Annotated in this window: 21 protein-coding genes; 9 read left to right on the top strand and 12 right to left on the bottom strand. The window is 70.4% G+C overall.

Annotated features, from left to right (window positions below; all coding sequences use genetic code 11):
* The 6 genes from R4I43_RS23390 to R4I43_RS23365 form a co-directional block, all read right to left on the bottom strand.
* The gene (locus R4I43_RS23390) at positions 1-759 is read right to left on the bottom strand and encodes an SDR family NAD(P)-dependent oxidoreductase (RefSeq protein ID WP_324267832.1); all 759 of its coding nucleotides are present in this window, start codon (positions 757-759) and stop codon (positions 1-3) included.
* A gap of 17 nt (positions 760-776) precedes the next feature.
* Entirely contained in the window at positions 777-1,766 is a 990-nt protein-coding gene (locus R4I43_RS23385) for a transketolase family protein (RefSeq protein ID WP_324267831.1), read from the bottom strand.
* Positions 1,763-2,590, bottom strand: coding sequence for a transketolase (locus R4I43_RS23380; RefSeq protein ID WP_324267830.1), 828 nt, complete (start codon positions 2,588-2,590; stop codon positions 1,763-1,765). The genes R4I43_RS23385 and R4I43_RS23380 overlap by 4 nt, the downstream gene beginning before the upstream one ends.
* Entirely contained in the window at positions 2,583-3,923 is a 1,341-nt protein-coding gene (locus R4I43_RS23375) for an MFS transporter (RefSeq protein ID WP_324267829.1), read from the bottom strand. The genes R4I43_RS23380 and R4I43_RS23375 overlap by 8 nt, the downstream gene beginning before the upstream one ends.
* A gap of 114 nt (positions 3,924-4,037) precedes the next feature.
* Positions 4,038-4,694: a GntR family transcriptional regulator gene (locus tag R4I43_RS23370; protein WP_324267828.1), complete on the bottom strand. Its 657-nt coding sequence runs from the start codon at positions 4,692-4,694 to the stop codon at positions 4,038-4,040.
* 282 nt (positions 4,695-4,976) lie between these two features.
* Positions 4,977-5,933, bottom strand: coding sequence for an AraC family transcriptional regulator (locus R4I43_RS23365; protein WP_324267827.1), 957 nt, complete (start codon positions 5,931-5,933; stop codon positions 4,977-4,979).
* 225 nt (positions 5,934-6,158) lie between these two features.
* Between R4I43_RS23365 and R4I43_RS23360 the strand changes: the two genes are divergently transcribed.
* Together R4I43_RS23360 and R4I43_RS23355 are read left to right on the top strand one after the other, a co-directional pair.
* Positions 6,159-7,379 carry a cytochrome P450 gene (locus tag R4I43_RS23360; RefSeq protein WP_324267826.1) on the top strand — a complete coding sequence of 407 codons (1,221 nt, stop codon included), beginning with the start codon at positions 6,159-6,161 and terminating at the stop codon, positions 7,377-7,379.
* On the top strand, positions 7,379-8,416 hold the full coding sequence (locus R4I43_RS23355; RefSeq protein ID WP_324267825.1) for an NADH:ubiquinone reductase (Na(+)-transporting) subunit F: 1,038 nt from the start codon (positions 7,379-7,381) through the stop codon (positions 8,414-8,416). Before R4I43_RS23360 ends, R4I43_RS23355 begins: the two co-directional genes overlap by 1 nt.
* A 42-nt stretch (positions 8,417-8,458) precedes the next feature.
* Here R4I43_RS23355 and R4I43_RS23350 read toward each other — a convergent pair whose 3' ends face one another.
* Positions 8,459-10,030, bottom strand: coding sequence for a GMC oxidoreductase (locus R4I43_RS23350; RefSeq protein ID WP_324267824.1), 1,572 nt, complete (start codon positions 10,028-10,030; stop codon positions 8,459-8,461).
* 131 nt (positions 10,031-10,161) lie between these two features.
* On the opposite strand from R4I43_RS23350, the gene R4I43_RS23345 reads away from it, so the two are divergent.
* Positions 10,162-10,722 (top strand): TetR/AcrR family transcriptional regulator, encoded by a 561-nt coding sequence (locus tag R4I43_RS23345; protein WP_324267823.1) that lies wholly within the window; start codon positions 10,162-10,164, stop codon positions 10,720-10,722.
* 89 nt (positions 10,723-10,811) lie between these two features.
* On the opposite strand, the gene R4I43_RS23340 is transcribed toward R4I43_RS23345, so the two are convergent.
* Positions 10,812-12,308: a helix-turn-helix domain-containing protein gene (locus R4I43_RS23340; protein ID WP_324267822.1), complete on the bottom strand. Its 1,497-nt coding sequence runs from the start codon at positions 12,306-12,308 to the stop codon at positions 10,812-10,814.
* 207 nt (positions 12,309-12,515) lie between these two features.
* Between R4I43_RS23340 and adh the strand changes: the two genes are divergently transcribed.
* The 5 genes from adh to R4I43_RS23315 all read left to right on the top strand — a co-directional run bounded on the left by adh (position 12,516) and on the right by R4I43_RS23315 (position 17,845).
* On the top strand, positions 12,516-14,039 hold the full coding sequence (adh, locus tag R4I43_RS23335; RefSeq protein WP_324267821.1) for an aldehyde dehydrogenase: 1,524 nt from the start codon (positions 12,516-12,518) through the stop codon (positions 14,037-14,039).
* Positions 14,039-14,413 carry a DUF779 domain-containing protein gene (locus R4I43_RS23330; RefSeq protein ID WP_324267820.1) on the top strand — a complete coding sequence of 125 codons (375 nt, stop codon included), beginning with the start codon at positions 14,039-14,041 and terminating at the stop codon, positions 14,411-14,413. The genes adh and R4I43_RS23330 overlap by 1 nt, the downstream gene beginning before the upstream one ends.
* Before the next feature lie 164 nt (positions 14,414-14,577).
* Positions 14,578-15,816, top strand: coding sequence for an iron-containing alcohol dehydrogenase (locus tag R4I43_RS23325; RefSeq protein ID WP_324267819.1), 1,239 nt, complete (start codon positions 14,578-14,580; stop codon positions 15,814-15,816).
* Between the two features lie 14 nt (positions 15,817-15,830).
* Positions 15,831-17,183 carry a MadS family sensor histidine kinase gene (locus R4I43_RS23320; protein ID WP_324267818.1) on the top strand — a complete coding sequence of 451 codons (1,353 nt, stop codon included), beginning with the start codon at positions 15,831-15,833 and terminating at the stop codon, positions 17,181-17,183.
* Positions 17,180-17,845, top strand: a complete 666-nt coding sequence (locus tag R4I43_RS23315) for a MadR family response regulator transcription factor (RefSeq protein WP_324267817.1) — start codon at positions 17,180-17,182, stop codon at positions 17,843-17,845. The genes R4I43_RS23320 and R4I43_RS23315 overlap by 4 nt, the downstream gene beginning before the upstream one ends.
* Positions 17,846-18,130: 285 nt before the next feature.
* On the opposite strand, the gene mftM is transcribed toward R4I43_RS23315, so the two are convergent.
* From mftM to mdo, 4 genes are all read right to left on the bottom strand, one after another.
* Positions 18,131-19,036, bottom strand: a complete 906-nt coding sequence (mftM, locus tag R4I43_RS23310; RefSeq protein WP_324267816.1) for a mycofactocin oligosaccharide methyltransferase MftM — start codon at positions 19,034-19,036, stop codon at positions 18,131-18,133.
* Entirely contained in the window at positions 19,033-20,550 is a 1,518-nt protein-coding gene (locus R4I43_RS23305; RefSeq protein WP_324267815.1) for a VWA domain-containing protein, read from the bottom strand. The genes mftM and R4I43_RS23305 overlap by 4 nt, the downstream gene beginning before the upstream one ends.
* A gap of 10 nt (positions 20,551-20,560) precedes the next feature.
* Entirely contained in the window at positions 20,561-21,748 is a 1,188-nt protein-coding gene (locus R4I43_RS23300; RefSeq protein ID WP_324267814.1) for an AAA family ATPase, read from the bottom strand.
* Between the two features lie 97 nt (positions 21,749-21,845).
* Entirely contained in the window at positions 21,846-23,138 is a 1,293-nt protein-coding gene (gene mdo, locus R4I43_RS23295; protein ID WP_324267813.1) for an NDMA-dependent methanol dehydrogenase, read from the bottom strand.
* Between the two features lie 305 nt (positions 23,139-23,443).
* Here mdo and mftD point away from each other — a divergent pair, with 305 nt between their 5' ends.
* On the top strand, positions 23,444-24,616 hold the full coding sequence (gene mftD, locus R4I43_RS23290; RefSeq protein ID WP_324267812.1) for a pre-mycofactocin synthase MftD: 1,173 nt from the start codon (positions 23,444-23,446) through the stop codon (positions 24,614-24,616).
* Positions 24,617-25,005 lie beyond the last annotated feature (389 nt).

Raw genomic sequence — 25,005 nt, 5'->3', positions numbered from 1 at the left:
TCAGTGGATGTGCGAGCCGCCGTTGATGTCGTAGGTGACGCCGGTGAGGTAGCTCGACTCCGGGCGGCACAGGAACGCGACGACGTCGGCGACGTCCTCCACCCGGCCCGCGCGGCGCGTCGGGATGTCGGCGATCATGGCCGCCTTGCGCTCCGGGTCGAGCTTGCCCGCGGTGATGTCGGTGTCGATCAGCCCCGGTGCCACCGAGTTCACCGTGATGCCCGAGGGTCCCAGCTCGCGGGCCAGCGCCCGCGAGAACCCGAGCAGCCCGGCCTTGGCCGCCGAGTAGGCGACGCCGCCGAACACACCACCGCCGCGCTCGGCCGACACCGACGAGAGGTTGACGATGCGCCCGAAACCGCGCTCGGCCATGCCGCCGACGACGCGCTTGGTCATCAGGAAGCTGCCCCGGACGTTGACCTCGAAGACGCGGTCCCACTCCTCGTCGGAGACCTCCATGAACGGAACCGGCGAGGTGATGCCCGCGTTGTTGACCAGCGCGCCGATCGCCGGCAGCGAAGACTCCACAGTGGACACCGCCTCGTCCACGGCGGTCTTGTCGGTGACGTCGCAGCCCGCGCTGACCGTGGCCACCCCGTGCTCCTCGGCGAGGGCGTTGGCGGTGTCCTTGGCGCTGGCCTCGTCGATGTCGAGGATGGCGATGTTCCAGCCCTGCGCGGCCAGCGCGTGCGCGATGCCCTGCCCGATGCCGCGGCGCGAACCGGCCCCGGTGACGATGGCTGTGCGGTCGTTGGTCATGCGATCTCCTTGGTGGGTCAGCCGAGTTCGGCGAGCACGCGCTTCTTGATCTGCGGCACCGAGAGCCCGTAGCGGTCGTGCAGCGTGGGCAGCGCACCGGCGGCGAGGAACTCGTCGGGCAGGCCGATCGGCACGATCCGCTCGCCCACGCCGGCGAAGGCCAGGCAGGAGGCCACCGACTCGGCCAAGCCGCCGACGACCGTGTGGTTCTCCAGCGTCACCAGCAGCCTCCCCTTGCCGGTGGCGGCCAGAACCGCTTGCGCGTCCAGCGGTTTGATGGTCGGGGTGTGCAGCACCGCGACGTCGACGCCGTCCTCGGCCAGCTCGGCCGCCGCCGACAGGGCGCGCATCGTCATCAGCCCGCTGGAGATCATCAGCACGTCCCGGCCGGTGCGCAGCTCGGCGGCCTTGCCCAGCTGGAAGCGGTAGTCGTACTCGTCCAGCACCGTCGGCACCGCACCGCGCAGCAGCCGCAGGTAGGTCGGCCCGGGGGAGTCGGCCAACTGCGGCACGGCCTGCTCGATGTCCACCGAGTCGCACGGGTCGACGATGGTCAGCCCCGGGATGCCGCGCAGGATCGCGATGTCCTCGGTCGCCTGGTGGCTCGGCCCGTAACCGGTGGTCAGGCCCGGCAGACCACCGATGACGTTGACGTTGAGCCCCGGCTCGGCGATGTCCAGGCACAGGAAGTCGTAGGCCCGGCGGGTCGCGAACACCGAGTAGGTCGAGGCGAAGGGCGTCAGCCCCACCTCGGCCATCCCGGCGGCCGCCGCCAGCAGCGCCTGCTCGGCCATGCCCATCTGGAAGAACCGGTCCGGGTGGGCATCCCGGAAGACGTGCATGTCGGTGTACTTGGCCAGGTCCGCCGACAGCCCGACGACGTCCTGCCGCTGCTCGGCGAGCCGGGCCAGCGCGTGCCCGAACGGGGCCTTGGTGGTCTTCTGGCCCTCGTCGGCGAACGAGGCGATCATCGCCGACGTGGTGGCCTTCTTTGTCGCGGTCGTCATGCCCCGGCCTCCTGCAGGTGGTCGCGTGCCAGTTGCCACTCGTGCGGTTCGACCCGCATGAAGTGCGCCTTCTCCCGGCTCTCCAGGAACGGGACGCCGCGGCCGACGCGCGTGTCGCAGATCAGCACCGACGGCGAACCCCGGTGCTCGCGCAGCCCGTCGAGCGCGGTGACCAGCGCGTCGACGTCGTTGCCGTCGACGCGGACCGCGTTCCAGCCGAAGGACTCCCACTTGGCCTGGATCGGCTCGGTGCGCAGCACGTCGACCGTCGGGCCGTCGGCTTGCAGCGCGTTGACGTCGACGAGGGCGATGAGGTTGTCCAGCTCGTGGTGCGAGGCGGCCAGCGCGGCCTCCCAGGTGGACCCCTCGTCCAGCTCGCCGTCGGAGAGCAGGTTGTAGACCCGGGCCGGATTTCCCTTGTGGCGCAAACCGATCGACATCCCGACGGCGACGCCCAAGCCGTGCCCGAGCGAGCCGCCGGAGATCTCCATCCCGGGCGTGTAGCTGGCCATGCCCGACATCGGCAGCCGCGAATCGTCGGCGGCGTAGGTCTGCAGCTCGTCGGTGTCGATCACCCCGGCCTCGGCCAGCGCCGCGTACAGCGCGATCGCGTAGTGGCCGATGGACAGCAGGAAGCGGTCGCGGTCCTCCCACTCCGGGTCCTCGGGGCGGAACCGCAGCTGGTCGGCGTACACCACGGCCAGCACGTCGGCGACCCCGAGCGCCTGGGCGATGTAGCCCTGGCCCTGCAGCTCGCCCATGTCCAGGGCGTTCTTGCGGATGCGGCGCGCGGACTCCGCGATCCGCCGCGTTCGATCAGACAACTGCTTCCTCCTTACCGGTGGCGGCGCGCTCGAGGGCCGCGACCTCCGCCTTCTGCTCCGAGCCCCAGGTCTCGCGGGTGACGATCGCGGCGACCAGACCCAGCACGCCGTAGCCGCTGAACAGCAGCGCCGGACCCATCCACCCGAACTGCCCGTAGAGGGCGGTGGCGATCATCGGGGTGAAACCCGAGACCACGGCGGAGATCTGGTAGGCCAGCGACGCCCCGGCGGTGCGCGTCTTGGTCTCGAACAGCTCCGAGAACCAGGCGCCCTGCACACCGGCCAGCGAGTTCTGGCAGATCGCGTAGCTGATCACGAAGGCGAGCACGATCAGCACCGCAGAACCGGTGTTGGCCATCAGGAACATCGGCACGCCCCAGGCCACGGCGATCACGCAGCCCAGCAGGTAGATCGGGCGCCTGCCGAAGACGTCCGAGAAGTGCCCCCACAACGTGGTCGCGAGGATGCCGATCCCGGCGGCGGTGGTCAGCGCCAGCAGGCTCAAAGAGCCCGAGGTGGGCGAGGTGTCGAGCTCCAGGTAGGACAGCATGAACGTCACCGACACCGCGTAGCCCGCTGTCTCGACCACGCGCAGGCAGAACGTGCGCAGCACGTTGCGCCAGTCGTTGCGCAGCACCTCCAGGATCGGGTTGCGCGCGACCTCTCCGGAGTCCTTGAGCTCCTCGAACTCCGGCGACTCGTCGATCTTGAGGCGGATCAGGATGCCCACCACGATCAGCACCGCCGACAGCAGGAACGGGATCCGCCACGTCAGGGTGCCGTCCATCCCGGCGCTGAGCAGGAACGCCAGGTTCGCCAGCAGCAGGCCGACGGGGAACCCGGCCTGGGTGATGCCGGTGTAGAGACCTCGTTTGCGCCAGGGCGCGTGTTCGAAGGTCATCAGGATGGCGCCGCCCCATTCGGCGCCGAAGGCCAGGCCCTGCACGATGCGGACCGCCACCAGCATCACCGGCGCCCAGATGCCGGCCTGCTGGTAGGTGGGCAGGCAGCCGATGAGCACGGTGGCCACGCCCATCAGCAGCAGCGAGGCGACCAGCACCGGCTTGCGGCCGATCCGGTCACCCAGGTGACCTGCGATGATGCCACCCAGCGGGCGGGCGGCGAAGCCGACGCCGAGGGTCGCGAACGACATCAGCGAGGCCGACAGCGGGTCGGAGCCGGGGAAGAACGCGTCGCCGAAGTACAGGGCGGCGGCGGTCCCGAAGCCGATGAAGTCGTAGGTCTCGATGGTCGCGCCGACTCCGCAGCCGACGGCGACTCTGAACTTCTCCGGGCTGCCGTTGACCGACGCCCGCGAGGTGGAGCTTGCCATCGCGATCCTCCTTGACCGGGTGGCTGAGTGTTGAGTGTCAACAGTCAATGTTGACAGTCATCATAAGTCGGGTCGGCCCAGTGTCAAGGACGGATTTCCAGGCCGCCTGCGGGTTCAGTTCTTGCTGTTGAGCAGCTTGACGGCAGCCTGCATGTGCTCGCGCAGCACGCGCACCGCGGTGTCGGCATCGCCTCGTTCGATGGCCTCGACTATCGGCCGGTGGTGGCCGGCCGACATGGGGAAGCGCCGGTTCTCGGTGGACGCGCTGAGCACCACCACCCGGATCGGCCCCTCCAGGTGCCGCCAGGTGTCGAGCAGGATCGAGTTGCCCGACGAGGCGCACAGCTGGGCGTGGAAGGCGAGGTCGGCCTCCAGCTGCTCGCTGACGTCTCCGGTGGCGGCCTCGAGCTTGTCCAGCGCCGAGTGCAGCTCGCCGACCACCTGCGGCAGCCGGTCGGACTCGACGATCTCGGCCACCGCCTGGCCCTCCAGCGCGCAGCGCACCCGGAACAGCTCGTCGACCTCGTCGGCGGTCAGGCTGCGCACCCGGAGCATGCCGCGCACCCCGGGCGTGACCAGGCCTTCCTGCTGGAGGTGGCGCAGCGCCTCGCGCACCGTGCCGCGGCTGATCGACAGCTGCGAGGCGATCTCGACCTCGCCGAGATGATCACCCGGCCCGTACCGCCCGGTCACGATCGCCTCGCGCAGCGCCACCAGCGCGCGCTCCCGCAAGGTCATCCGATCCAAACTGCGCAAAGCCTCTTCCGCCACGCCGAAATGATAGCCCGATGTCGACAGTCAACTCATGAGCCTCCGCATGCGACCCTCACGCCCACCCCGCAAGCCCTCACCCAGGAGGGGAGCACCCTCGAATTTCGCGCGAAGTTCGAGCGCGAAACACAGCGCTCCAACTTCGCGCGAAATTCGACCACCGAGCCCCACGCAGCCCTCTGACCTGCGCAGACACGCCCGGGTGCGTGGGTGGATTCCAATTTCGCGCGAAATTCGAGTGGGAACTTCGGGGGTCGAACTTCGCGCGAAATTCGAATCGGGCTAGCCCTGCAGGGTCTCCGAGGGCGTGCGGCCGTACTTGTCGCGGTAGGCGGCGGCGAAGCGGCCCGTGTTGGTGAAGTTCCAGCGGGCGGCGACCTCGGCGACCGTCGACGTCCTCGCCGCCAGCAGGTCCTCGTGCGCGCGGGCGAGCCGGATGTCGCGCAGGCACGCCGACGGCGTCGCGCCGACGTACTCCTGGAAGCCCTCCTGCAGTCGGCGGACGCTGACCCCGGCGATCTCGGCCATCTCGGCGGCGGTCCACGCGTGCGCCGGATCCTCGCGCAACCGGTCCAGCACGCGGTTGACGATGCGCGGCCGGGCGGGTGCGGCACTGCGTCGCTCCGGGTGCATGGCCAGCAGGAATCCCGTCATGAGCGTGCTCGCCAGCTGCCGCTTGAGGACGTCGTCGCACAGCATCGCGTGGGTCTCGCCCAGATCGGCGGTCAGGGTGCGGATGAAGTGCAGCCAGCCGCGCGTGGCCGCGCTGCGCCGGTCGATCTGCGCGGGCAGTTCCAGCCCGCCGGGCAGGGGAACCGCCAGCACGCGGTCGGCCTCGCGTTCCAGGCAGGTGCGGTCGAACTTGACGCCGACGACGGTGCACTCCGACGACCAGCGGGTGATCGGCGTCGTCCGGTTCGGCGGGAAGATCGTGCCGCTGCCCTCGCCGGAAACGACCTGGTCATGGCCGTGCCGGGATTCCAAATGCCCGGCCAGGGGCATGTTGACCTCGTAGGCCTCGGGGTAGGCGCAGTCGATGGCCACGTCGACGCCCCAGCCGATCCGGCCCACGGTCACCGGGCCCAGGTCGACGGTGTGCATCGACAGGTCGAGCCGGTCGGTGGGCGACAGCGGGCGCAGCTCGTGCGGGAAGTAGGCGCCGGTGACGGCGCGGACCGCCTCGCCCCAGTCGCGCGTCGCCGCCCGGCGGACAGCGTCCTCCGACGTTCCGGTCACCATCTCGCCTCCTCGTCGTTGAGCCGGCTTGCCAGGGATTAAACCGGCCGGGGACGCGATGGTTAAGCGTTGTCGAGCCCCGATCCCGATTTCGTCGCGCAATTCGTCCCGGCACCGCGCCCAGCGGCTCGACCGACGCGGAGGTGGCGTGGTGTTTTTCCTTCTGACACCGCCCGGGCGGCTGCGGAGCATCCCGAAACGCGCCGGAAGAGCGACGGAGGAAATGCGATGACGATGACGACCCCGAGCTGGATCGCGGACGTGACGATGGAGGAGCTGGAGCGCGACCCGTACCCGTTCTACGAACGGCTGCGCGCCGAATCCCCGCTGGCCTACGTCCCGGCGCTGGGCTGCTGGGTGGCTTCCACCAAGGAGATGTGCCGGCGGATCGCCGGATCCGACGACAGCGACTTCGAGGGCGTGATCGCCCCGGCCGGACGCCGCACCTTCGGCGACCCGGCGGTGCTGGACGCCAACGGCGCCGCGCACGACGACCTGCGGGCGATGGTCGACCCGGGCCTGCAGCCCAGCGAGGTGGACCGCTACGTCGACGGCCTGGCCCGGCCCATCGCCCGCCGCTACCTCGAAGCCTTCGAGAACGACGGCGAGGCCGACCTGGTGTCGCAGTACTGCGAGCCGGTCAGCGTGCGCAGCCTCGGAGACCTGATGGGCCTGCAGTCGGTGAGCTCGGACAAGCTGCGCGAGTGGTTCCGCAAGCTCAGCGTCTCGTTCACCAACGCCGGTGTCGACGAGAACGGCGACTGGGCCACCCCGGATGGTTTCCACCCCGGTGACGAGGCCAAGGCCGAGATCCGCGCGGTGGTGGACCCGCTGCTGGACAAGTGGACCGTCGAGCCCGACGACAGCGCGCTGTCGCACTGGCTGCACGACGGCATGCCACCCGGCCAGGTCCGCGACCGCGAGGTCATCTACCCGAACATCTTCGTGTTCCTGCTCGGCGCGATGCAGGAGCCCGGGCACGCGATGGCCTCCACCATCGCGGGCCTGTTCACGCGGCCTGACCAGCTGGAACGGGTCATCGACGATCCGTCGCTGGTGCGCAGGGCGATCACCGAGGGGGTGCGCTGGACCTCGCCGATCTGGTCGGCGGTGGCGCGGCGAAACCATCAGGACATGATCATCGACGGCGTCGAGCTGCCCGCCGGTTCGGTGGTGATGATGTCCTACGGCTCGGCCAACCACGACGAGAACGACCACAGCTCGCCCGCGGTGTTCGACCTGGACCGGACGCCGGTGCCGAACCTGGCCTTCGGGGCGGGCAAGCACGCCTGCGCGGGCACCTACTTCGCGACCGAGGTCGTGCGCATCGCGCTGGAGGAGCTGTTCGAGGCCATCCCGAACCTGGAGCCCGACACCGACCACGAGGTCGACTTCTGGGGCTGGGGCTTCCGCGGCCCGGTCGAGCTGCGCGCCGTGTGGGAGGTGTGATGTCCGCTCCCGAGCTGACCCACGAGGTCCGCATCGATCCGCTGGACCGGTCGACGAAGTGCCCTGCGGGCCAGTCGATCTTGGAATCGTGCCTGCGCGACGACATCTGGCTGCCGCACTCCTGCACGCAGGGCACCTGCGGCAGCTGCAAGGTCAGGGTTCTCTCCGGCGAGGTCGACCACCGCGACTCCTCCGAGTACACGCTCACCCCGGAGGAGCGCGCGGCCGGGATCGCCCTGGGGTGCCAGGCGACGCCGGTCTCGGGACTGGTGCTGGAGCCGGTCGAGCAGGTCGACGCCGACGACGGGGTGCCGCGGCACCCGCTGCGCGACCACACCGGGACCGTGGTGGTGCTCGACGACATCGCCCGGGACATCCGGCGCCTGGTCGTCGAGCTGGACGAGCCGATGTCGTTCAACCCGGGCCAGTACGCCGAGATCGCCGTCCCCGGAACCGGCGTGGCGCGGCAGTACTCGATGGCCAACCCGCCGTCGGAGACCACGCGACTGGAGTTCCACGTCCGCCGCACGCCGGGTGGCATCGCCACCGACGGCTGGATGTTCGCCGGCCTGTCGGTGGGGGAGCGCGTCGAGCTCAAGGGGCCGCTCGGCGACTTCGGAATGCCCGTGGCGCAGGAAGATCCGGCGATCCTCATCGCCGGGGGCACCGGGCTGGCGCCGCTGAAGTCGATCGTGCGGCACGCGCTGGCCCACGACCTCGCCCCGGAACTGCACCTCTACCACGGTGGCCGCAGCAGGCAGGACCTCTACGACGTCGAGTTCTTCGAGGAACTGGCCCGGCAGCACCCGAACTTCGGGTACCGGCCCTGCCTGTCCGAAGAGGACTGGGATGGTGCGAACGGGCTGGTGACCGACGTGGTGCTGGCCGACTTCCAGTCCTGCCGGGGGCTCAGCGCCTACCTGTGCGGGCCGCCGGGGATGATCGAGGCCGGGGTCAAGGCGCTCAAGCGCCGCCGGATGGCACCCCGCAAGATCCACCGCGAGGAGTTCCTCGACGCCTCCCACGCGGCCCGCTGAGAACCCGCCCCGCGCCACCGCGATGGCGCGGGGCGGACCGTTCTAGAACACCACTCCGGCGTCGTGGGCGAGGAGTTCGTCGGTGGCCCGCTCGGCCACCGCGGCGATGGTCATCGACGGGTTGCAGGCGGCGGTGTTGCCGGGCATGAGGGCGCCGTCGAGCACGTAGAGCCCCCGGTGACCCTTCACCCGCCCGGCCAGGTCGCAGACCACGTTCATCGAGGCACCGCCCAGCGGGTGCCAGGTGTTGGGCACCAGCGAGGTCGTGTCGAGCCGGACCGAACCGTCACCCGCCACCGCGGCGATGCGCTGGTCGATGCGCTCGGCCAGCGCCGAATCCGCCTGCGACGGCCAGTCGAGCACGGCGTCGTCCTTGGCGGAGTCGTAGACGAACCGTCCTCGTCCCGAGCTGACGCCGTAGCCGACCAGCATCGTGGTGCGCAGGTTCGGCATCGGGGGCAGGGAGGCCTGGATGACCGTGTTGGCCATCGTCGGGTCGTCCCACTCCTTGCTGCCGTAGACCACCGGGCCGCCCTGCGGCGACCCGAAGTCGTCGGCCAGATCGGTCCAGGTGTAGATGCGGTCGCCGTTGGAACCCCAGTTGGAGCCGAGACCGTCGGGCATGTCGGGGATCTGGTCCTTGGCGGCGGCGCGCATCAGCAGCCGGGTGGTGCCTGCGGTGCCCGCAGCCATGACCAGCGCACTGGTGGTGATGATCTTCTGCTCCAGCACCGTGCCGTCGGTGGCGATGCGGTCGACGTGGACCTGCCAGCGGCCGTCCAGGGCCTTGGCCACCTCGGTGACGTTGTGCTGGGCCGCGACGGTGACCTTGCCGGTCGCCTCGGCCTGCGCGAGGTAGGTGACGTCCACGGAGTGCTTGCCGCCGTTGTTGACGCCGAAGGCGCAATCCCCGTTCGTGTAGGACGGCTTCATCTCGCCGCGGAGCTCGCGCAACGCGAAGTCCCAGTCGATCGGCATCGGGATCTTCTCCACCGAGAAGCCCGCCCGCTGGGCGTTGCGGGCGAAGATCCGCGAAGCCTGGTAGGGCTCGCTGCCGACCAGCTCGTCGGGAGCGGTCGCGATTTTGAGCATCTGGGCGACGCGCCGGTAGTAGATGCGGTCCATCCGGGCGTAGTCCAGCCGCTCGGGCATGTTGGCGTTGAAGACGTCCTCGGTCGGTTGCAGCGTCATGCCCTGGTAGAGCAGGGAGCCACCGCCGACGCCGGCCGCGCACATGATGTCCATGCCGTTGCCCGCCACCCGCTCCAGCAGACCGGTGTAGCGCTCGAACGGCGGCGGGGAGATCCCGAACAGCGACGGTCCCGACCCCAGCCAGAAGAACCGCTCGTCCGGGGAGGCCAGGGTGGGGAAGGTGTCGGCGTTCGGGCCCGTCGGCCAGCGCTTGCCCCGCTCCAGGACCAGCACCGGCACCCCGGCCTGGGCGAACCGCAGCGCCGTCACACCGCCGCCGAACCCGGATCCGATGACCACCACCCGGTGCTCCTCGCGGGTCAGTCGCACGCGGTTCGCCGCGTTCGCGGCCGGTCCCAGCAGGGAAAGGCCGGTGGCGGCGGCCGTTCCGGCGAGCAGCGTCCGGCGGTTGAGTTCGGGCATGCGGTCCCTCCACGGCAGGCGTCGTCGACTGAGCCGGGAGCTTATGGAGCCAAAACGAGACATTGAACTGGTCGACGATCTCACTACTGGCTAGTAAGTTGGGTCCTCGTGCGGTCTGGCGGAGGTAAGCGGTGCTGAGTTCTCGCCGTACCGACGCGCGCCGCAACCGCGAGGCCATCCTGCGCACCGCCGACGAAGCCTTCGCCGAGGACGTCGACCTGGTGCCGCTGTCGGAGATCGCCCGCCGCTCGGGCCTGGGCCGGGCGACGGTCTACCGGCACTTCTCCGACCGCTACGCCCTCGGGCTCGCGGTGGCCGAGAGCAAGCTGCACCTCCTGCGCGAACTCGTCGCCGACACCGACGACGCCGATTTCCTGGAAGTGCTGGCGGAGCTGTTCGAGGAGCAGATCTCGCGGCGCCCGCTGGTGCGGCTGTTCCGCGAACTCTCGGCCGCCGACCAGCGCCGGTACGCCGACCAGCTGGTCGCGGTGCTGAGCCCGGGACTGCGCCGCGCCCAGCGTGCGGGTGCCGTGCGAGCCGACGTCACCCCGGCCGATCTGGCCCTGATCTGCGAGATGGTCGAAGGCGCGCTGTCCTCGCACCTGCCGACCGGCGGCGTCGATTCGGTCGAGAGGGTCGTGCAAACCCTCCTCACCGGCCTGCGCACCACCAGCGGCCCTGCAGCTGAATGACGCTCGCCCTCCCGGAAGCCATTGGTGTGGGCCGATCTTCGCGAACGCTGTGCTGTTCCTAGCCCCCGATCCGAGCGCGAGCCAGGTGATCAGGGTTCGCCGGCGAGGACCTGTTGCATGCGGGCGGTGACCAGCGGGCGGCGCGAGTCGTGGTGGGGGAGGCGGTGGGCGAGCTGGCCCAGGACCTCCAGGTCGTCGGTCGGGTGGTCGCGGAACAGCGCCCACAGCGCGGCGACGTCGCCGCGGTCGAGGACCGCGTTGCGCAGCGAGGCGAACAGCTCCTCCCGCTCGTCGCGGATCGCCGGGGCCTCGCTGGCCTCCAGCAGCGGCCCCCGGTAGGTCTCCGAGGCGGTGCGGAGGTCGCCGTCGTGCAACGCCCGGCGCACGGTGAGGAAGTCCGCGTCGACCGCGGCCTGCAGCCGGTAGGGCTTGGTGGCGATGACGTGCTCGCCCAGCTGCGCGCGCAGCCGGTGGATCTCCGCGCGCGCGGTGACCGGGTTGCCGCGCTCGCCGTAGAGCTGGAACGCCAGCCGGTCGGCGGTCAGCCCGGCCGGTCGCATCGCCAGCAGCGTCAGGATCTCCGCGTGCCGCAACGACAGCGGGACCTCGCGGCCATCGAGCACCGCGCGCGGGCCCGAGGCGTCCAGGAAGGACAGCGACAGCACCGGCCGGGGGCGGGTGCGCGTCGTCGACGAACCCGGCAGTCGCAGCAGGTAACCCTCGGCGAGCCGTTCCAGCACTGCTTCGCGGCCGTCGGCGAGGGTGGTCCGGCCGTCGGTGACGTCGACCCGCTCGGGCAGCACCGCCGCGCCCGGCTCCACCGCCAGCACGCGGCCCGTGCGGGTCAGCAGCGCTCCCGCCTCACCGCGCAGGGCCCGCAGGTGCGGCATGTTGCGCGCCCGCAGCTGCTCGTCGCGCGCGGCCATCCGCGCGCGCAGGTGGCTCTCGGCGAGCTGCGCGGCGGCGCTGACCAGCGACACCATCGCCGGGTGCACGGTGCGCAGCGGGCCGCTGATGTCCACCGAGCCCAGCACGTCACCGGTGTCGGGGTCGTGGATGGGGCTCGCCGCGCAGGTCCAGTCGTGGTAGGTCCGCACCAGGTGCTCGGCGGAGTAGATCTGCACCGGTTTGCCCACCGCCAGGGTGGTTCCCATCGCGTTGGTGCCGATGGCCTCCTCCGCCCACCGGGTTCCCTCGCTCAGCCGCACCCGGTCGGCGCGGCGCTGCACCTCGGCGTTGCCCTCGCGCCAGAGGATCAGCCCGTCCCGGTCGGTCACGATCATCACGTGCATCGCCTCGTCGGCGACGTCGAGCACGGTCTGGCGCAGCACCGGGATCGCCGCTCGCAGGGGGTGCTCGTCGCGCAGGTCGCGGACCTCGTCGCGCTCGCAGACCACGGGTGCTTCGCAGGCATCGGGATCGACGTCGGCGGCCAGCGACCGCTGCCAGGACTCCGACACCAGAGCCCGAGGTGAGTGGGGCGCGCGGTCACCGCGCAGCACCGCATCCCACACCCGGCCCAGCAGCGACGCGTACTCCAGCGGGTCGGCGAGCACCGTCGCGGTCGGGGTCTCCTCCTCCTGCACGTTGCCTCCAGTCCTGCGTCCTCGTCGACGAGTGAGGTCATGATGACCATCGGTAACACCCAGGACAAGGGTCTGCGCCGCCAGCGGGACCAATACCGTCCGTTTGGTCAGGCATCCGATCGGAGCAAGTCCGGTGCAACCTCGTTGCAACGTGAGGTCCGACACGATTCCGCGCGACAACGGAAGTTCTCGTGCAGGAGGCAACGCATGACCAAGTACGCAGCGCCGGGTACGCAGGGCAGCGTGGTGGCCTACGAATCCCGCTACGACCACTACATCGGCGGTGAGTACGTGGCCCCCGCCAAGGGCGGCTACTTCGCGAACCCGACGCCGGTGACCGGTGCGGACTTCACCGAGATCGCCCGCGGCACCGCCGACGACGTCGAGCGCGCGCTGGACGCCGCGCACGGAGCCGCCCAGTCGTGGGGGCGCACCTCGGTCGCCGAGCGGGCCACCGTGCTCAACCGGATCGCCGACCGCATGGAGGCGAACCTGGAGAAGCTGGCGGTCGCCGAGAGCTGGGAGAACGGCAAGCCGGTCCGCGAGACCCTGGCCGCCGACATCCCGCTGGCCATCGACCACTTCCGCTACTTCGCCGGTGCCATCCGCGCGCAGGAAGGCGGCATCAGCGAGGTCGACGACAGCACGGTCGCCTACCACTTCCACGAGCCGCTGGGCGTGGTCGGCCAGATCATCCCGTGGAACTTCCCGATCCTGATGGCGGTCTGGAAGCTGGCGCCCGCGCTGGCCGCGGGCAACGCCGTGGTGCTCAAGCCCGCCGAGCAGACGCCGGCCTCGATCCACGTGCTGCTCAGCGTCATCGGCGACCTGCTGCCCCCGGGCGTGCTCAACGTGGTCAACGGCTTCGGCGTCGAAGCGGGCAAGCCGCTGGCCTCCAGCAACCGGATCAGCAAGATCGCCTTCACCGGTGAGACCACCACCGGCCGGCTGATCATGCAGTACGCCAGCGAGAACATCATCCCGGTGACGCTGGAGCTGGGCGGCAAGAGCCCGAACATCTTCTTCGACGACGTCGCCGCCGCCAACGACGCCTTCTACGACAAGGCCCTCGAAGGCTTCACGATGTTCGCGCTCAACCAGGGCGAGGTCTGCACCTGCCCGTCGCGGGCGCTGATCCAGGGCGGCATCTACGACCCGTTCCTCGGTGAGGCCGTGGAGCGCACCAAGGCGGTCAAGCAGGGCAACCCGCTGGACACCGACACCATGATCGGCGCCCAGGCCAGCAACGACCAGTTCGAGAAGATCCTGTCCTACATCGACATCGGCAAGCAGGAGGGCGCCAAGGTCCTCACCGGTGGGGAGAAGGCCGACCTCGGCGGCGAGCTCTCCGGCGGCTACTACGTGCAGCCCACGGTGTTCGAGGGGCACAACAAGATGCGGATCTTCCAGGAGGAGATCTTCGGCCCGGTCGTCTCGGTCGCCCGCTTCGACGACTACGCCGACGCGATCAAGACCGCCAACGACACCCTCTACGGCCTGGGTGCCGGGGTGTGGTCGCGCGACGCCAACACCGCCTACCGCGCGGGCCGCGAGATCCAGGCCGGCCGCGTGTGGGTGAACAACTACCACGCCTACCCGGCGCACGCGGCCTTCGGCGGCTACAAGCAGTCCGGCATCGGCCGCGAGAACCACAAGATGATGCTGGAGCACTACCAGCAGACCAAGAACCTGCTGGTCAGCTACTCGCCCGACAAGCTGGGCTTCTTCTGATGGAGCCGGCCCGGGTGGCCGTGACCCCGGAGGCGGCGGACCTGCTGCGCCGCCTCCGGGCCGACCACGGCCCGCTGATGTTCCACCAGTCCGGCGGGTGCTGCGACGGCAGCGCCCCGATGTGCTACCCGGCCGGGGAGTTCCGCACCGGCGACTCCGACGTCCACCTCGGCGACCTCGACGTGGACGGGGAGGCGGTGCCGGTGTGGATGTCGGCGGCGCAGCACGAGTACTGGAAGCACACGCACCTGACCATCGACGTCGTGCGCGGCCGGGGCAGCGGGTTCTCGCTGGAGGCCCCCGAGGGGGTCCGGTTCCTGATCCGATCCCGGCTGCTCACCGACGACGAGCTCGAGGCGTTCGGCCTCGTCTGACCGGCGAGCGCCGTGCGAAGGGGGCGGCTGCGGGGTCTGCCCGACCAGGCAGGCCCCGCTGGTCGCTGTGGTGCGGGTCACGTTGCGGCTAGGATGGGTTCGGTCCGGCGCGTCGGCCCCACCGGCGATCGCAGATCTCCGCACCGGTGCCTGGAGGATGTTCGATGACAGTGCGAAGCCGGGTGTCCAGCTCGCCCGAACTTGAAGTCACCGAGTTGCCCGGGCCGCAGCTCACGCGCCCGCGTGGAGAACCACCCCGGCTGGCGAAGTTCCACGTCCCGGAAGTCGTGTTCGGTCCCGGGGCGCTGGCCGAGCTCGGGCACTGCGCGCGGCGGCTGGGCGCGCGCCGCCCGTTCCTGGTCACCGACGGCGGGCTCACCGAGGCCCGCTGGGCCGCTGAGGCCGCCGCGCACCTCGACGCCGTCGGGCTCACCGCCGTGGTGTGGGACGCGGTCACCCCGAACCCGAAGGACCACGAGGTCGAAGCCGCGCACCAGCGCTACGTCGAATCCGGGGCGGACGTGATCATCGGCGTCGGCGGCGGCTCGGTGATCGACGCGGCCAAGGGCGTGGCGATCCTGTCCGGCAACGGTGGCCGGATCCTGGACTACGAAGGCGTCGACCAGGTCGTGCACCCGATCCCGCCGCTGGTGATGGCCCCGTCGACCTCCGGGACCGGTGCCGAGGTGTCGCAGTTCGCGATCATCACCGACACCGCGAACGCCACCAAGATCACCATCCTCAGCCGCGCGCTCGTCCCCGAGATCTCGGTGGTCGATCCGCGGCTGCTGACCAGCATGCCGGACTGGCTCAACGCCGCGACCGGGCTGGACGCGCTCACCCACGCCATCGAGTCCTACGTCTCCCGCGCGCACAACACCCTCACCGAGCAGCACTCGCTGCACGCCGCCAAGCTGATCACCGGCAACCTCGCCCGCACCCTGTTCCGCCCCGGCGAAGCCGAACCGCGCATCGCGATGGCCCAGGGCGCGCTGGAAGCGGGGATGGCCTTCACCAACGCGATCCTCGGTGCCACCCACGCGATGAGCCACCAGGTCGGCGGTCTGCTCGACGCGCCGCACGGCGTGATCAACGGGGTGCTGCTGCCGCACGTCATCCGGTTCAACGCCGAGACCGACCCCGCCCGCTACGTCCCGCTGGCCGATGCGGTCGGCATCGACACCGCCGGTGTGCCCGCGCTGGAGGTGGCGCTGACCCTGGCCGAGCGGGTGCGGGAGCTCGCCGACGTCGTGGGCGTGCCCAAGACGCTGCGCTCGCTCGGCGTGTCCGATGTGGACATACCGGTGCTGACGCGCAACACGCTCAAGGACGCCTGCCTGACGACGAACCCGCGCGAGGCGCACGCGGCCGACATCGCCCGGCTGTTCCGGGCCGCGCTGTGAGCGGCGGTGCCGCGATGTCCGGCGGGGACTTCGGCGACGACCTGGGCGTGCTGACGGGGCTGCGCTCCGGAAAGCGCTCGTTCTACCCGGAGTACGTGCGCTCCGCCGAACGGCTCGAGCACGCCGTGCAGGCGCTCGACCGCATCTCCGGCGCGCTGGTGCGCACCGTCGAAGGTCCCCGCACGCTGGTGGAGGCAGTGGTGCGCGCCGCGGCCGATCACCTGCAGGCCGACCGGATGCTGCTGGGCATCGCCGACGGGGCCCTGCGCGCCGCCCGGCCGCGTCTGTTGCTGCTGCACCACGGCGAACTGGTCGACGACGAGACCCGGTTGCCGCCCGAGGTGCGCGAGCAGCTCGACGTGATCCGCAACCGCCCGTGGGAGATCGAGCTCGAACCCGGTGGCCCGGACTGGGTCCGGGCGCCGATGACCCTCGACGACGAGCCCGTCGGCGGCATCGTCGGCTGGCCCGGAGACGTCCACGTCGCCGACACCGACCTGGCGATCCTGCGGGTGCTGGCCAACCAGGCCGCCGTCGCCGTGCACAACTCGTTCCTGTTCCACGCCGCCGCACAGCTGCGCGGACGCACCGAGCAGCTCTCCGAGGCCGCCGCCCAGCAGGCCCGCGACCTGGCCGCCCGCAACGCCGAGCTGCAGGAGACCCAGCGGCGCCTGGTGGAGGCCATGCAGCGCCAGGCCCTCGACGACGAACGCCACCGCATCGCCCGCGAGCTGCACGACACCGTCACCCAGTACGTGCTCAGCGCCGGCATGACCGTGGAGGTGTGCCGCGCCGAACTCGCCGAGATGGGGCCCGAAGCCGCGGGCGTCGCCGAGAAGCTCGCGCCCGCGAAGGGACTCACGCAGCAGGCCGTGGAGCGGTTGCGCGCGGCGATCTACGCGCTGCACCACGGAGCCGAAGAACCACCGGGATCACTGCCGGTGCTGCTCAAACAACTGTCCACAGTGCACCTGTCCAGCGAGCTGAAGGTGGAGGTGCGGGTCGCCGGCACACCGGCCCCGCTGCCGCCGGAGGACGAGAGCTCGATCCTGCGGCTCACCGGCGAAGCGCTGTTCAACATCGTCTCGCACGCCGAGGCCACCCGCGCCGTCGTGCACCTGGTCTACCAGTCCTCGCAGCTGCGGCTGACCGTCTCCGACGACGGCACCGGCGATCCCGCGCAGCTGCGGCGATCGCTGAAGCTGTCGTCGGCGACCGACCTCGCAGGCCGGCACCGCGGCCTGGCCAACATGGCCGCGCGGGCGCAGGAGCTCGGCGGCACGCTGGGCATCCGGCGATCCCGGATGGGCGGGGTGGCGCTGCAGCTGCGGGTTCCCCTCTCACCTGCGCCGGAGGTCTTGCCATGACGGTTCCCGACCAGCGCAGGGCGGCCGGCCAGGTGCGGATCGTGCTCGTCGACGACCACGCGATCGTCCGGCACGGACTGCGCTCGGTGCTCGAACGCGAGGAAGACCTGCAGGTCGTGGGCGAGGCCGCCACCGCTGCCGAGGCGCTGACCGTGGTCGCCGAAGCCGACCCGCACATCGTGCTGCTCGACCTCAAGCTCTCCACGGGCGACAACACCGAAGGGTTGCAGCTGTGCGGGCAGCTCACCCAGCGGCACCCGGACCTCGGCGTCCTGGTGCTGACGACGTTCCTCGACGGCGGGCTGGTCGTCGACGCCATCCACCGCGGCGCCCGCGGTTACGTCGTCAAGGACGTCGACACCACCGAGCTCGTGCGCTCCATCCGCGCCGTGGCCCGCCGCGAGAGCTCCTTCGACTCCCGCAGCGCCGCGGCGATGGTCGAGTCGATGAACGCCCCCACCACCACCGAACCCCGCCTCACCGAGCGGGAGCTCAACGTCCTGCGGCAACTCGCCCACGGCCTCAGCAACCGGGACATCGGCGCGAAGTTGTTCATCTCGGAGACCACGGTCAAGTTCCACGTCCGCAACATCATGCGCAAGCTCACCGCCACCAGCCGAGCGGAAGCGGTCTACGAAGCCAGCAAGCTCCACCTCATCTAGCGACTTCCCCAGCCACCTGAACCCACCAAACCCCCACCCGACCAGCCCAGACACGCCCGACCGCGCGGTGGTTTTCCAATTTCGCGCGAAATTCGACCTCGACGCACAGCTTTCGAACTTCGCGCGAAATTCGAACCCTCCCCCCGCATTCGGGCGTGTACGTGCAGGTCAGGGCTCCGTTCCGGCTGCGGATTCACATTTCTCGCGAGATTTGACGTCGACGCGCGGCCTTCGAATTTCGCGCGAAATTCGAAGGCCTTTGCGGTGATGGGGTGGTGGGGTGGGTCAGGGGGCCTTGTGGACTTCGAGCCAGCCTCCGTGGTGGTTGGTGACCTCGTAGGGGTGGCCGGTGGTGGCGCCCAGGTGGTCGAGGTCGGCGGGGGTGAAGGTGCGGACGTGGCCGAAGGCGGCGTTGGGCCGGTCCTCGTAGGGCACGGCGATGATGATCCGGCGGCGGGCCAGGCGTAGAGCCTCGGCGAGGACCGCATCGCCCCGGGCCGGTTCGAGGTGCTCCAGCAGGTGCATGGCCGTCACGGTGTCCACCGCGCCATCCGGCAGCGGGACCTGGGCGGCGTCGCAGACCAGGGTGTGCATGCGGTGCCCCCGGGTCGCCGCGACCGTCTCCAGCAGGCGCATGCTGCCGGGCGCGAGGTCGGAGGCGATGACCGAGTGCTCGCCCCGCTCGGCGAGCAGCAGCGGCAGGAACCCGAAGCACGACCCCAGGTCCAGCACCCGGCCCGGAGGGGCGAGCCCGAGCACCCGGCGGTACAGCGGGGCGAAGTCGGCGATCGACGAGTGCGGCGCGCACCCGGCCGGACGCGACCAGCACTCGCGGATGCGGGCCAGGGTGTTGTCGTAGAACGTCGTCCACGCCCGCAGCGGGTCCTCGATCACCGACTGCACGACCTCGGTGAACACCCGCTCGAAGACCTCCACACCGCTGAGCCAGCCGGGCGCGAACAGCTCCTCGGCGAGGATGCCGGCGAGGTTGTTGTCCAGCTGCTCCGGCCGCAGCCAGTGGGTGATCTCCATCCGGTGATCGCGCCGGTGCAGGCAGAAGTGCCGGGTGTGCGCCACTTTCACCCGCGCCTCGCAGGTGGAGTCGTGCCGTCCGACGGTGACCAGCGGGTCGTGGCCGTGCGGGACCAGCGGGTCGATGTGGTGCAGCGCCGCGCGCTCTCCCGCGTTCACCGCCCGGTCACCTCCGTCGCGATGGACTCCGCCGCCTTGGCCAACCCGGACAGGTCGCGCACCACCTGCACCCGGTCGCAGTGATCGGCGTAGTCCGGCAGGTCGCAGCGCCCCAGCCGCCACGAGTACCGGGGTTCCGGCGTGAGCCAGATGGTCTCCCGCGCCCGCCGGGCGATCTCGGCCAGCGCGTCGACGTTCGGGTCGTTGCCGTTGCCGCGACCGTCCCCGAGGATCAGCACCGTGGTGCGCCGGTTGAGCGTGTTGCCGAACTCGTCGAGGAACTTCGCGAAGGTCGCGCCGTAGTCCGAGTTCCCGTCCACGTCCAGGACCCCGCCCTGCGGCAGCCCGTCGAAGACCAGCCCGAGCGCGCGTTCCAGCGGGTGATCGGTGAACAGCTCCGAGATCTCCACCGGGTCGTCGACGAACGCGAACGTGCGGACCTGCGTGAACAGCGACTGCAACCCGTGCACCAGGTGCAGCGTGAACCGCGCGGTGGAGCGCACCGACAGCGACACGTCGGCGAGCACCACCAGCCGCGGCTTGTCCTCGGCGCGGGTCACCGTGACCGGCCGGAACGGCACGCCGTCGTAGCGCATGTTGCGCCGCATCGTGCGCGCCGGGTGCACCCGCCCGCGCGGGGTGTTGCGGCGCTTGCTGGTCGGCGCGCCCCGCAGGCTGTGCACGATCCGCCGCAGCGACTCCTCCAGCTGCTGCCGCTCGCCCTCGTCGACGCGGTCGAGGCGTCCGGTGGTGACCTCCCGGGACTCCTTGGCCGTTCGCTCCAGCTCGGCGAGCTTGGCCAGGTGCTGCTTGAGCAGCTCCGGCAGGTTCTCCAGCACACCGGTCAGCTGACCGCGCGGCGCGGAGTCCGTGCCCTCGTCGTCGCCGAGCCAGTCCAGCAGCGTCTGCTCCTCGGCGATGCTCAACCGGGTGTCGATGCGGTGACCGGTGTGCTCGGCCAGCGACCCGGGCGTGCCCGCGTTGTGCAGGTGCTCGGTCTCCAGCTGCACCGACGGCACCGAACCGCCGCCCGCGCTGTTGTCGTCGCTGGAGAACACCACCTCGTCGGTCATCGACGCCAGGTCGATCTTGTTGCTCTCCTGGTGCAGGTTGTACTGCTGCGCCATGTCCTCGGGATCGAAGTAGTCCCGGATGTCGGCGGGCTTGGCGTGGGTGTGACCCTCCTGCGGGGTTTCCGCGGGCTCCTCCGAGACGGTGAACGACTGCAGCTCACCGGTGTCGGAGAGGTCGTCGTGCTCGTGGGTGTGCTCGTGCTCGTCGCCGGCGGCGATCACCGGGCGCAGCGCGAAGAACGCCTCGAAGACCTCGTCGAAGATCTCCTCATCTCGCCGGTCCTTGATCATCGCGACCTTCAGCGCGTTGCGCAGCGCCTCCCGGTCGTCGAGCATGCCGGGCTGGGCGGCGCACCGCATCGCGTCGGTGGCCTCGGACACCGAGATGCGCAGCCCGAACAGGCGCAGCAACCGGACGAACCGGTGCAGAGCTGATTCCACGACGCGCTCCTCACGACTTGCGGCGGGTCACCGAGGAGAACGACCGCTGGCCCTGGCCGCCCGTGCTCCGCTTGCCGGAACCGCTGGAACCCGGTGCGCCGTAGTAGGAATCGTCGTGTCGCCCCGGCTGGTCCTTGGCTGCCCGCACTTCCCGGCCGTCCACGTCGTCGTGCTCGTGGTCGTGCCCATGACCGTGGCCGTGACCGTGCCCGTGGCCATGACCGCGGGTGGGCAGCTGCTCGGGGATGCCGCGGTTCGGGTCGGCCATGTGCGCGATGACGTCGAGCGCCTGGTGCAGGTCGCGCTCGTACTTCACGACGACGTTCACCGTTTCGGCCAACACCTCCGACCCCAGGTCCTCGGCCCCGAGCACGGCCAGGGTCCGCGCCCAGTCGATGGTCTCGGAGATCGACGGCGCCTTGCGCAGCTTCAGCGCCCGCAGCTGCCGCACCACCGTCACCAGCTGCTCGGCGAGGTGCTCCGGCAGCCCGGTGTGCTTGGAGCGCACGATCTCCAGCTCCCGGTCGTGGTCCGGGTAGTCCAGGAACAGGTGCAGGCAGCGGCGTTTCAGCGCCGCCGACAGGTCACGGGTGTTGTTGGAGGTCAGCACCACGTACGGCGGGGTGCTGGCGGTGTAGGTGCCGACCTCGGGCACCGAGACCTGGAACTCCGCCAGGCACTCCAGCAGCACCGCCTCCAGCGCCTCGTCGGCCCGGTCGACCTCGTCGACCAGCAGCACCGCGGGCTGCTCACCGCGGATGGCCTCCAGCAGCGGCCGCGCGGCCAGGAAGCGGTCGGAGAAGAACACGCTGTCCTGGGCTCCGATCCGGTCGATCGCGGTGGACAGGTCCGGCGCGTCGGCGATGATCTCGCCGATCTTGTCCCGCAACATCTGGGTGTAGAGCAGCTGCTTGCCGTAGTCCCACTCGTAGAGCGCCTTGCTCTCGTCCTGCCCCTCGTAGCACTGCAGCCGCAGCAACTTCCGCCCGGTCGCCTCGGCGAGCGTCTTGGCGAGCTCGGTCTTGCCGACGCCAGCCGGGCCTTCCAGCAGCAGCGGTTTGTCCAATCTGGACTGCAGGTAGACGGTGGTGGCCAGTCGCCGGTCGGCGATGTAGCCGTGCTCGCCGAAACGGTAGATCACCTCATCCACCGACTCGAAGGACTTGTCGCCGGGCTGATCCGCGATGTCGTCGAGCACTGCGATACCTCCGGGATTCGGGCGGTGCTGTGGTGGGAAGGCCGTGGTGCCGCACCGGTCGGAGGGGCACGGCACCACGGCCGGTCCGGGGGAGGGATCAGGTCAGCAGGTCGTCCAGATCCCCGGTCATGCAGTGCTCGACCACCGGGCGGACCGTGTCGAACGTGCACTCCTTGGCGTTGCCCGGGGTGCAGGCGTCGCCGAGGACGTGGTTGGTGATGCGGTCGACGTCGCCGGCGTCGCCCTTGATCTCCTTGGCCTGCTCGTAGAACTTCGTCGGGCCCTGGCCGAGCCGGTTCTTCGAGTAGCTGTCGGCGTTGACGTCGACGAACCGCTCCGGGATGCCCACGTCGCGCAGCAGCCGGATCGCGGCGTTGAGCGCGGCGTCGGCGGCCTGCGGGTCGGTCATGCCGTGGGTGTCGATGCCCATCGCCTCGGCGATGTCGGCGAAGCGCTTGTAGGCCACCGGCATGTTGAACGCCCACACGCGCGGCAGCGCGACGGCGTTGTTGAGACCGTGGTGGGTGTCGTAGAAGGCGCTCACGGCGTGCGAGATCGAGTGGATGATGCCCAGACCGCCCGAGTTGAACGCCTGCGCGGCGATGTACTGCGCGTACATCATGCCTTCGCGGCCGGGCAGGTCCTGGCCGTTCCACACCGCCTGGCGCAGGTTCTGGGCGGTCAGCTTGATCGCGTGCAGCGCGTTGCCCAGCGACGGCGGGAAGTTCAGCCGCGAGACGTAGGGCTCGGAGGCGTGCGCGAGCACGTCGAAGCCGCACTGGGCGGTGTAGTCGACCGGGCAGTCGTAGTAGAGCACCGGGTCGTCGATGGCCAGCGTGGTCACCGAGTTGTCGTCGAAGGCCACGTACTTGTGCGGGTTGTCCGGGTCGGTGGTGGTGTCGGTGATGACGTAGGCCCAGGACGTCTCCGAGCCGGTACCCGCTGTGGTGGAAACCGCGATGTGCGGCGGGTTCTTGGGGTTCTCGGACTTGTTGAAGCCCTCGAACTCGTTGACGTTGCGGCCGTCGTGGGCCACCGCGATCCGCGCGCCCTTGCACGCGTCGTGCGAGGATCCGCCGCCGATCGAGACGAACGAGTCGCAGGCGTTCTCCTGGTACATCGCGACGGAGTCCATCACGTTGTAGTCCTTGGGATTGGACTCGACCTGGTCGTAGACCACCACTTCCAGGCCGTGGTAGCGCATCGACTCGACGATCTTGTGCACGATGTCGGTGCCGCGCAGGCCGGAGGTCATCACCAGCGTCTTCTTGAAGCCCAGCTTCAACGCCTCCGGGCCGATCATCTCGTGCGAACCCGGTCCCAGCAGGGCGCGGGGGAACGGGTGGAACTCCTTGATCGGGAACGGCTTGAGCAGCTCATCGACCTGCATTGTCGCTGTCCTTTCCACGCGCGTCGTTGCACGTTGTTCTGCGGCCGGGCGAGGGAGGGCCGCGGCCGTTCCGGGGAACGTCGGCGTCGAACCCGGCTCGTGCCGGAAGTTAGTGCCCCAGCTCACCCCGGGAGAACGGCTGCGGGGCAAGACCCCTCGTCCGGGAACGAAGGTCGGGACGATCGGGGAGGGGAGCACCCGTCCGATCGGTCAGGTACCCGCGCCTGACCCGTTCGATCGGACGGGTGGCGGTGGGCCCGGTCGCACGGTGCCCGCCACGCCTGGGCGCCCTAGCGTGGTGCGGCATGGCGGAGTGGTTCGAAACAGTGGCCGAGGCGCACCGGCGCGCCCGCAGACGACTGCCCAGATCGGTCTACCTGGCGCTGGTGGCCGGCAGCGAGCGCGGGTCCACGCTCAACGACAACATCGAGGCCTTCGGCGAGCTCGGCTTCGCACCGCGCGTGGCCGACCTGCCCGCCGAGCGGGACATGTCGACGACGGTGATGGACCAGGAGCTGTCGCTTCCAGTGCTGGTCTCACCCACCGGCGTGCAGGCCGTGCATCCGGAGGGGGAGGTCGCGGTCGCGCGGGCGGCGGCGGAGGTGGGCACGGCGATCGGCCTGTCGTCGTTCGCCAGTCGCGCCGTCGAGGACGTGGTGGAGGCGAACCCGAAGACGCTTTTCCAGGTCTACTGGGTGGGCGACCGGGAGAAGGTGCTGGCCCGAGCCGAGCGCGCCCGGGCCGCCGGTGCGAAGGGCCTCATCGTCACCCTCGACTGGTGCTTCGCGACCGGTCGCGACTGGGGGAGCCCGCCGATCCCGGAGAAGCTGGACCTGCGCACCAAGCTGAGCTTCGCCCCGCAGGGGCTGGTGCGGCCGCGGTGGCTGAGCGGGTTCCTGCGGCACGGGATGCCTGACCTGACCACGCCGAACATGGTGCCGCGCGGCGAGCAGGCGCCGACCTTCTTCGGCGCCTACGGCGAGTGGATGTTCACGCCGCCTCCCACCTGGGAGGACATCGCGTGGTTGCGGGAGCGCTGGGGCGGGCCGTTCATGATCAAGGGCATCACGCATCCCGACGACGCCCGCCGCGCCCGCGACATCGGCGCCACGGCGATCTCGGTGTCCAACCACGGCGGCAACAACCTCGACTCCACCCCGGCCTCCATCCGGCTCCTCCCGGCGGTCGCCGACGCGGTCGGCGACGACGTCGAAGTCCTGCTGGACGGCGGGATCCGCCGGGGCAGCGACGTCGTCAAGGCCCTGGCCCTGGGCGCGCGAGCGGTCCTCATCGGCCGCGCCTACCTCTGGGGACTCGCGGCCGAGGGGCAAGCCGGAGTTCGCAACGTCTTCGACATCCTCCGCTCCGGAATCGACTCGTCCCTGCTGGCCCTGGCGCGGCCCTCGATCGACGAACTCACCCTCGAAGACCTCATCATCCCGAGGGATTTCGCCCGGCACCCCGTCTCCGAGCACTGACCGCGCGGTCCCCGACACAAGCACACACGTCACCTCCCCGGGTGGAGTTCCCGATTTCAATGGAAATCAGAACCCCGAGTTCCATTGAAATCCGGTGCTGATGACGGGACCCCGTCGACGGGGAGGAGGTGACGGCGGTGCGCGCGGATGCAAGCGATCCCCGCAACGCCCTGGATCTCAGGGAGTTGCGGGGATCGTGGTCGCTGGGGGAGTCGAGGGGGTCAGACATCCCTGGACGTTGGATGTCAAGCGGCGAGGTTCAGTTCTCGGTGTGACCAGGCGGTCGCTTGGTCGTAGGGGGCGTGGGTTTTCAGGCAGCCGTGCAGGATGCCGACCAGGCGGTTGCCGACCTGGCGGAGGGCGGCGTTGTGGCTGACGTCGCGGGCGCG

It is taken from the genome of Saccharopolyspora mangrovi (genome assembly GCF_035320975.1).
GTDB lineage: Bacteria > Actinomycetota > Actinomycetes > Mycobacteriales > Pseudonocardiaceae > Saccharopolyspora > Saccharopolyspora mangrovi.
Note: the sequence above shows the minus strand (reverse complement) of the source record. Positions and strands in the feature narration are given on the sequence as shown.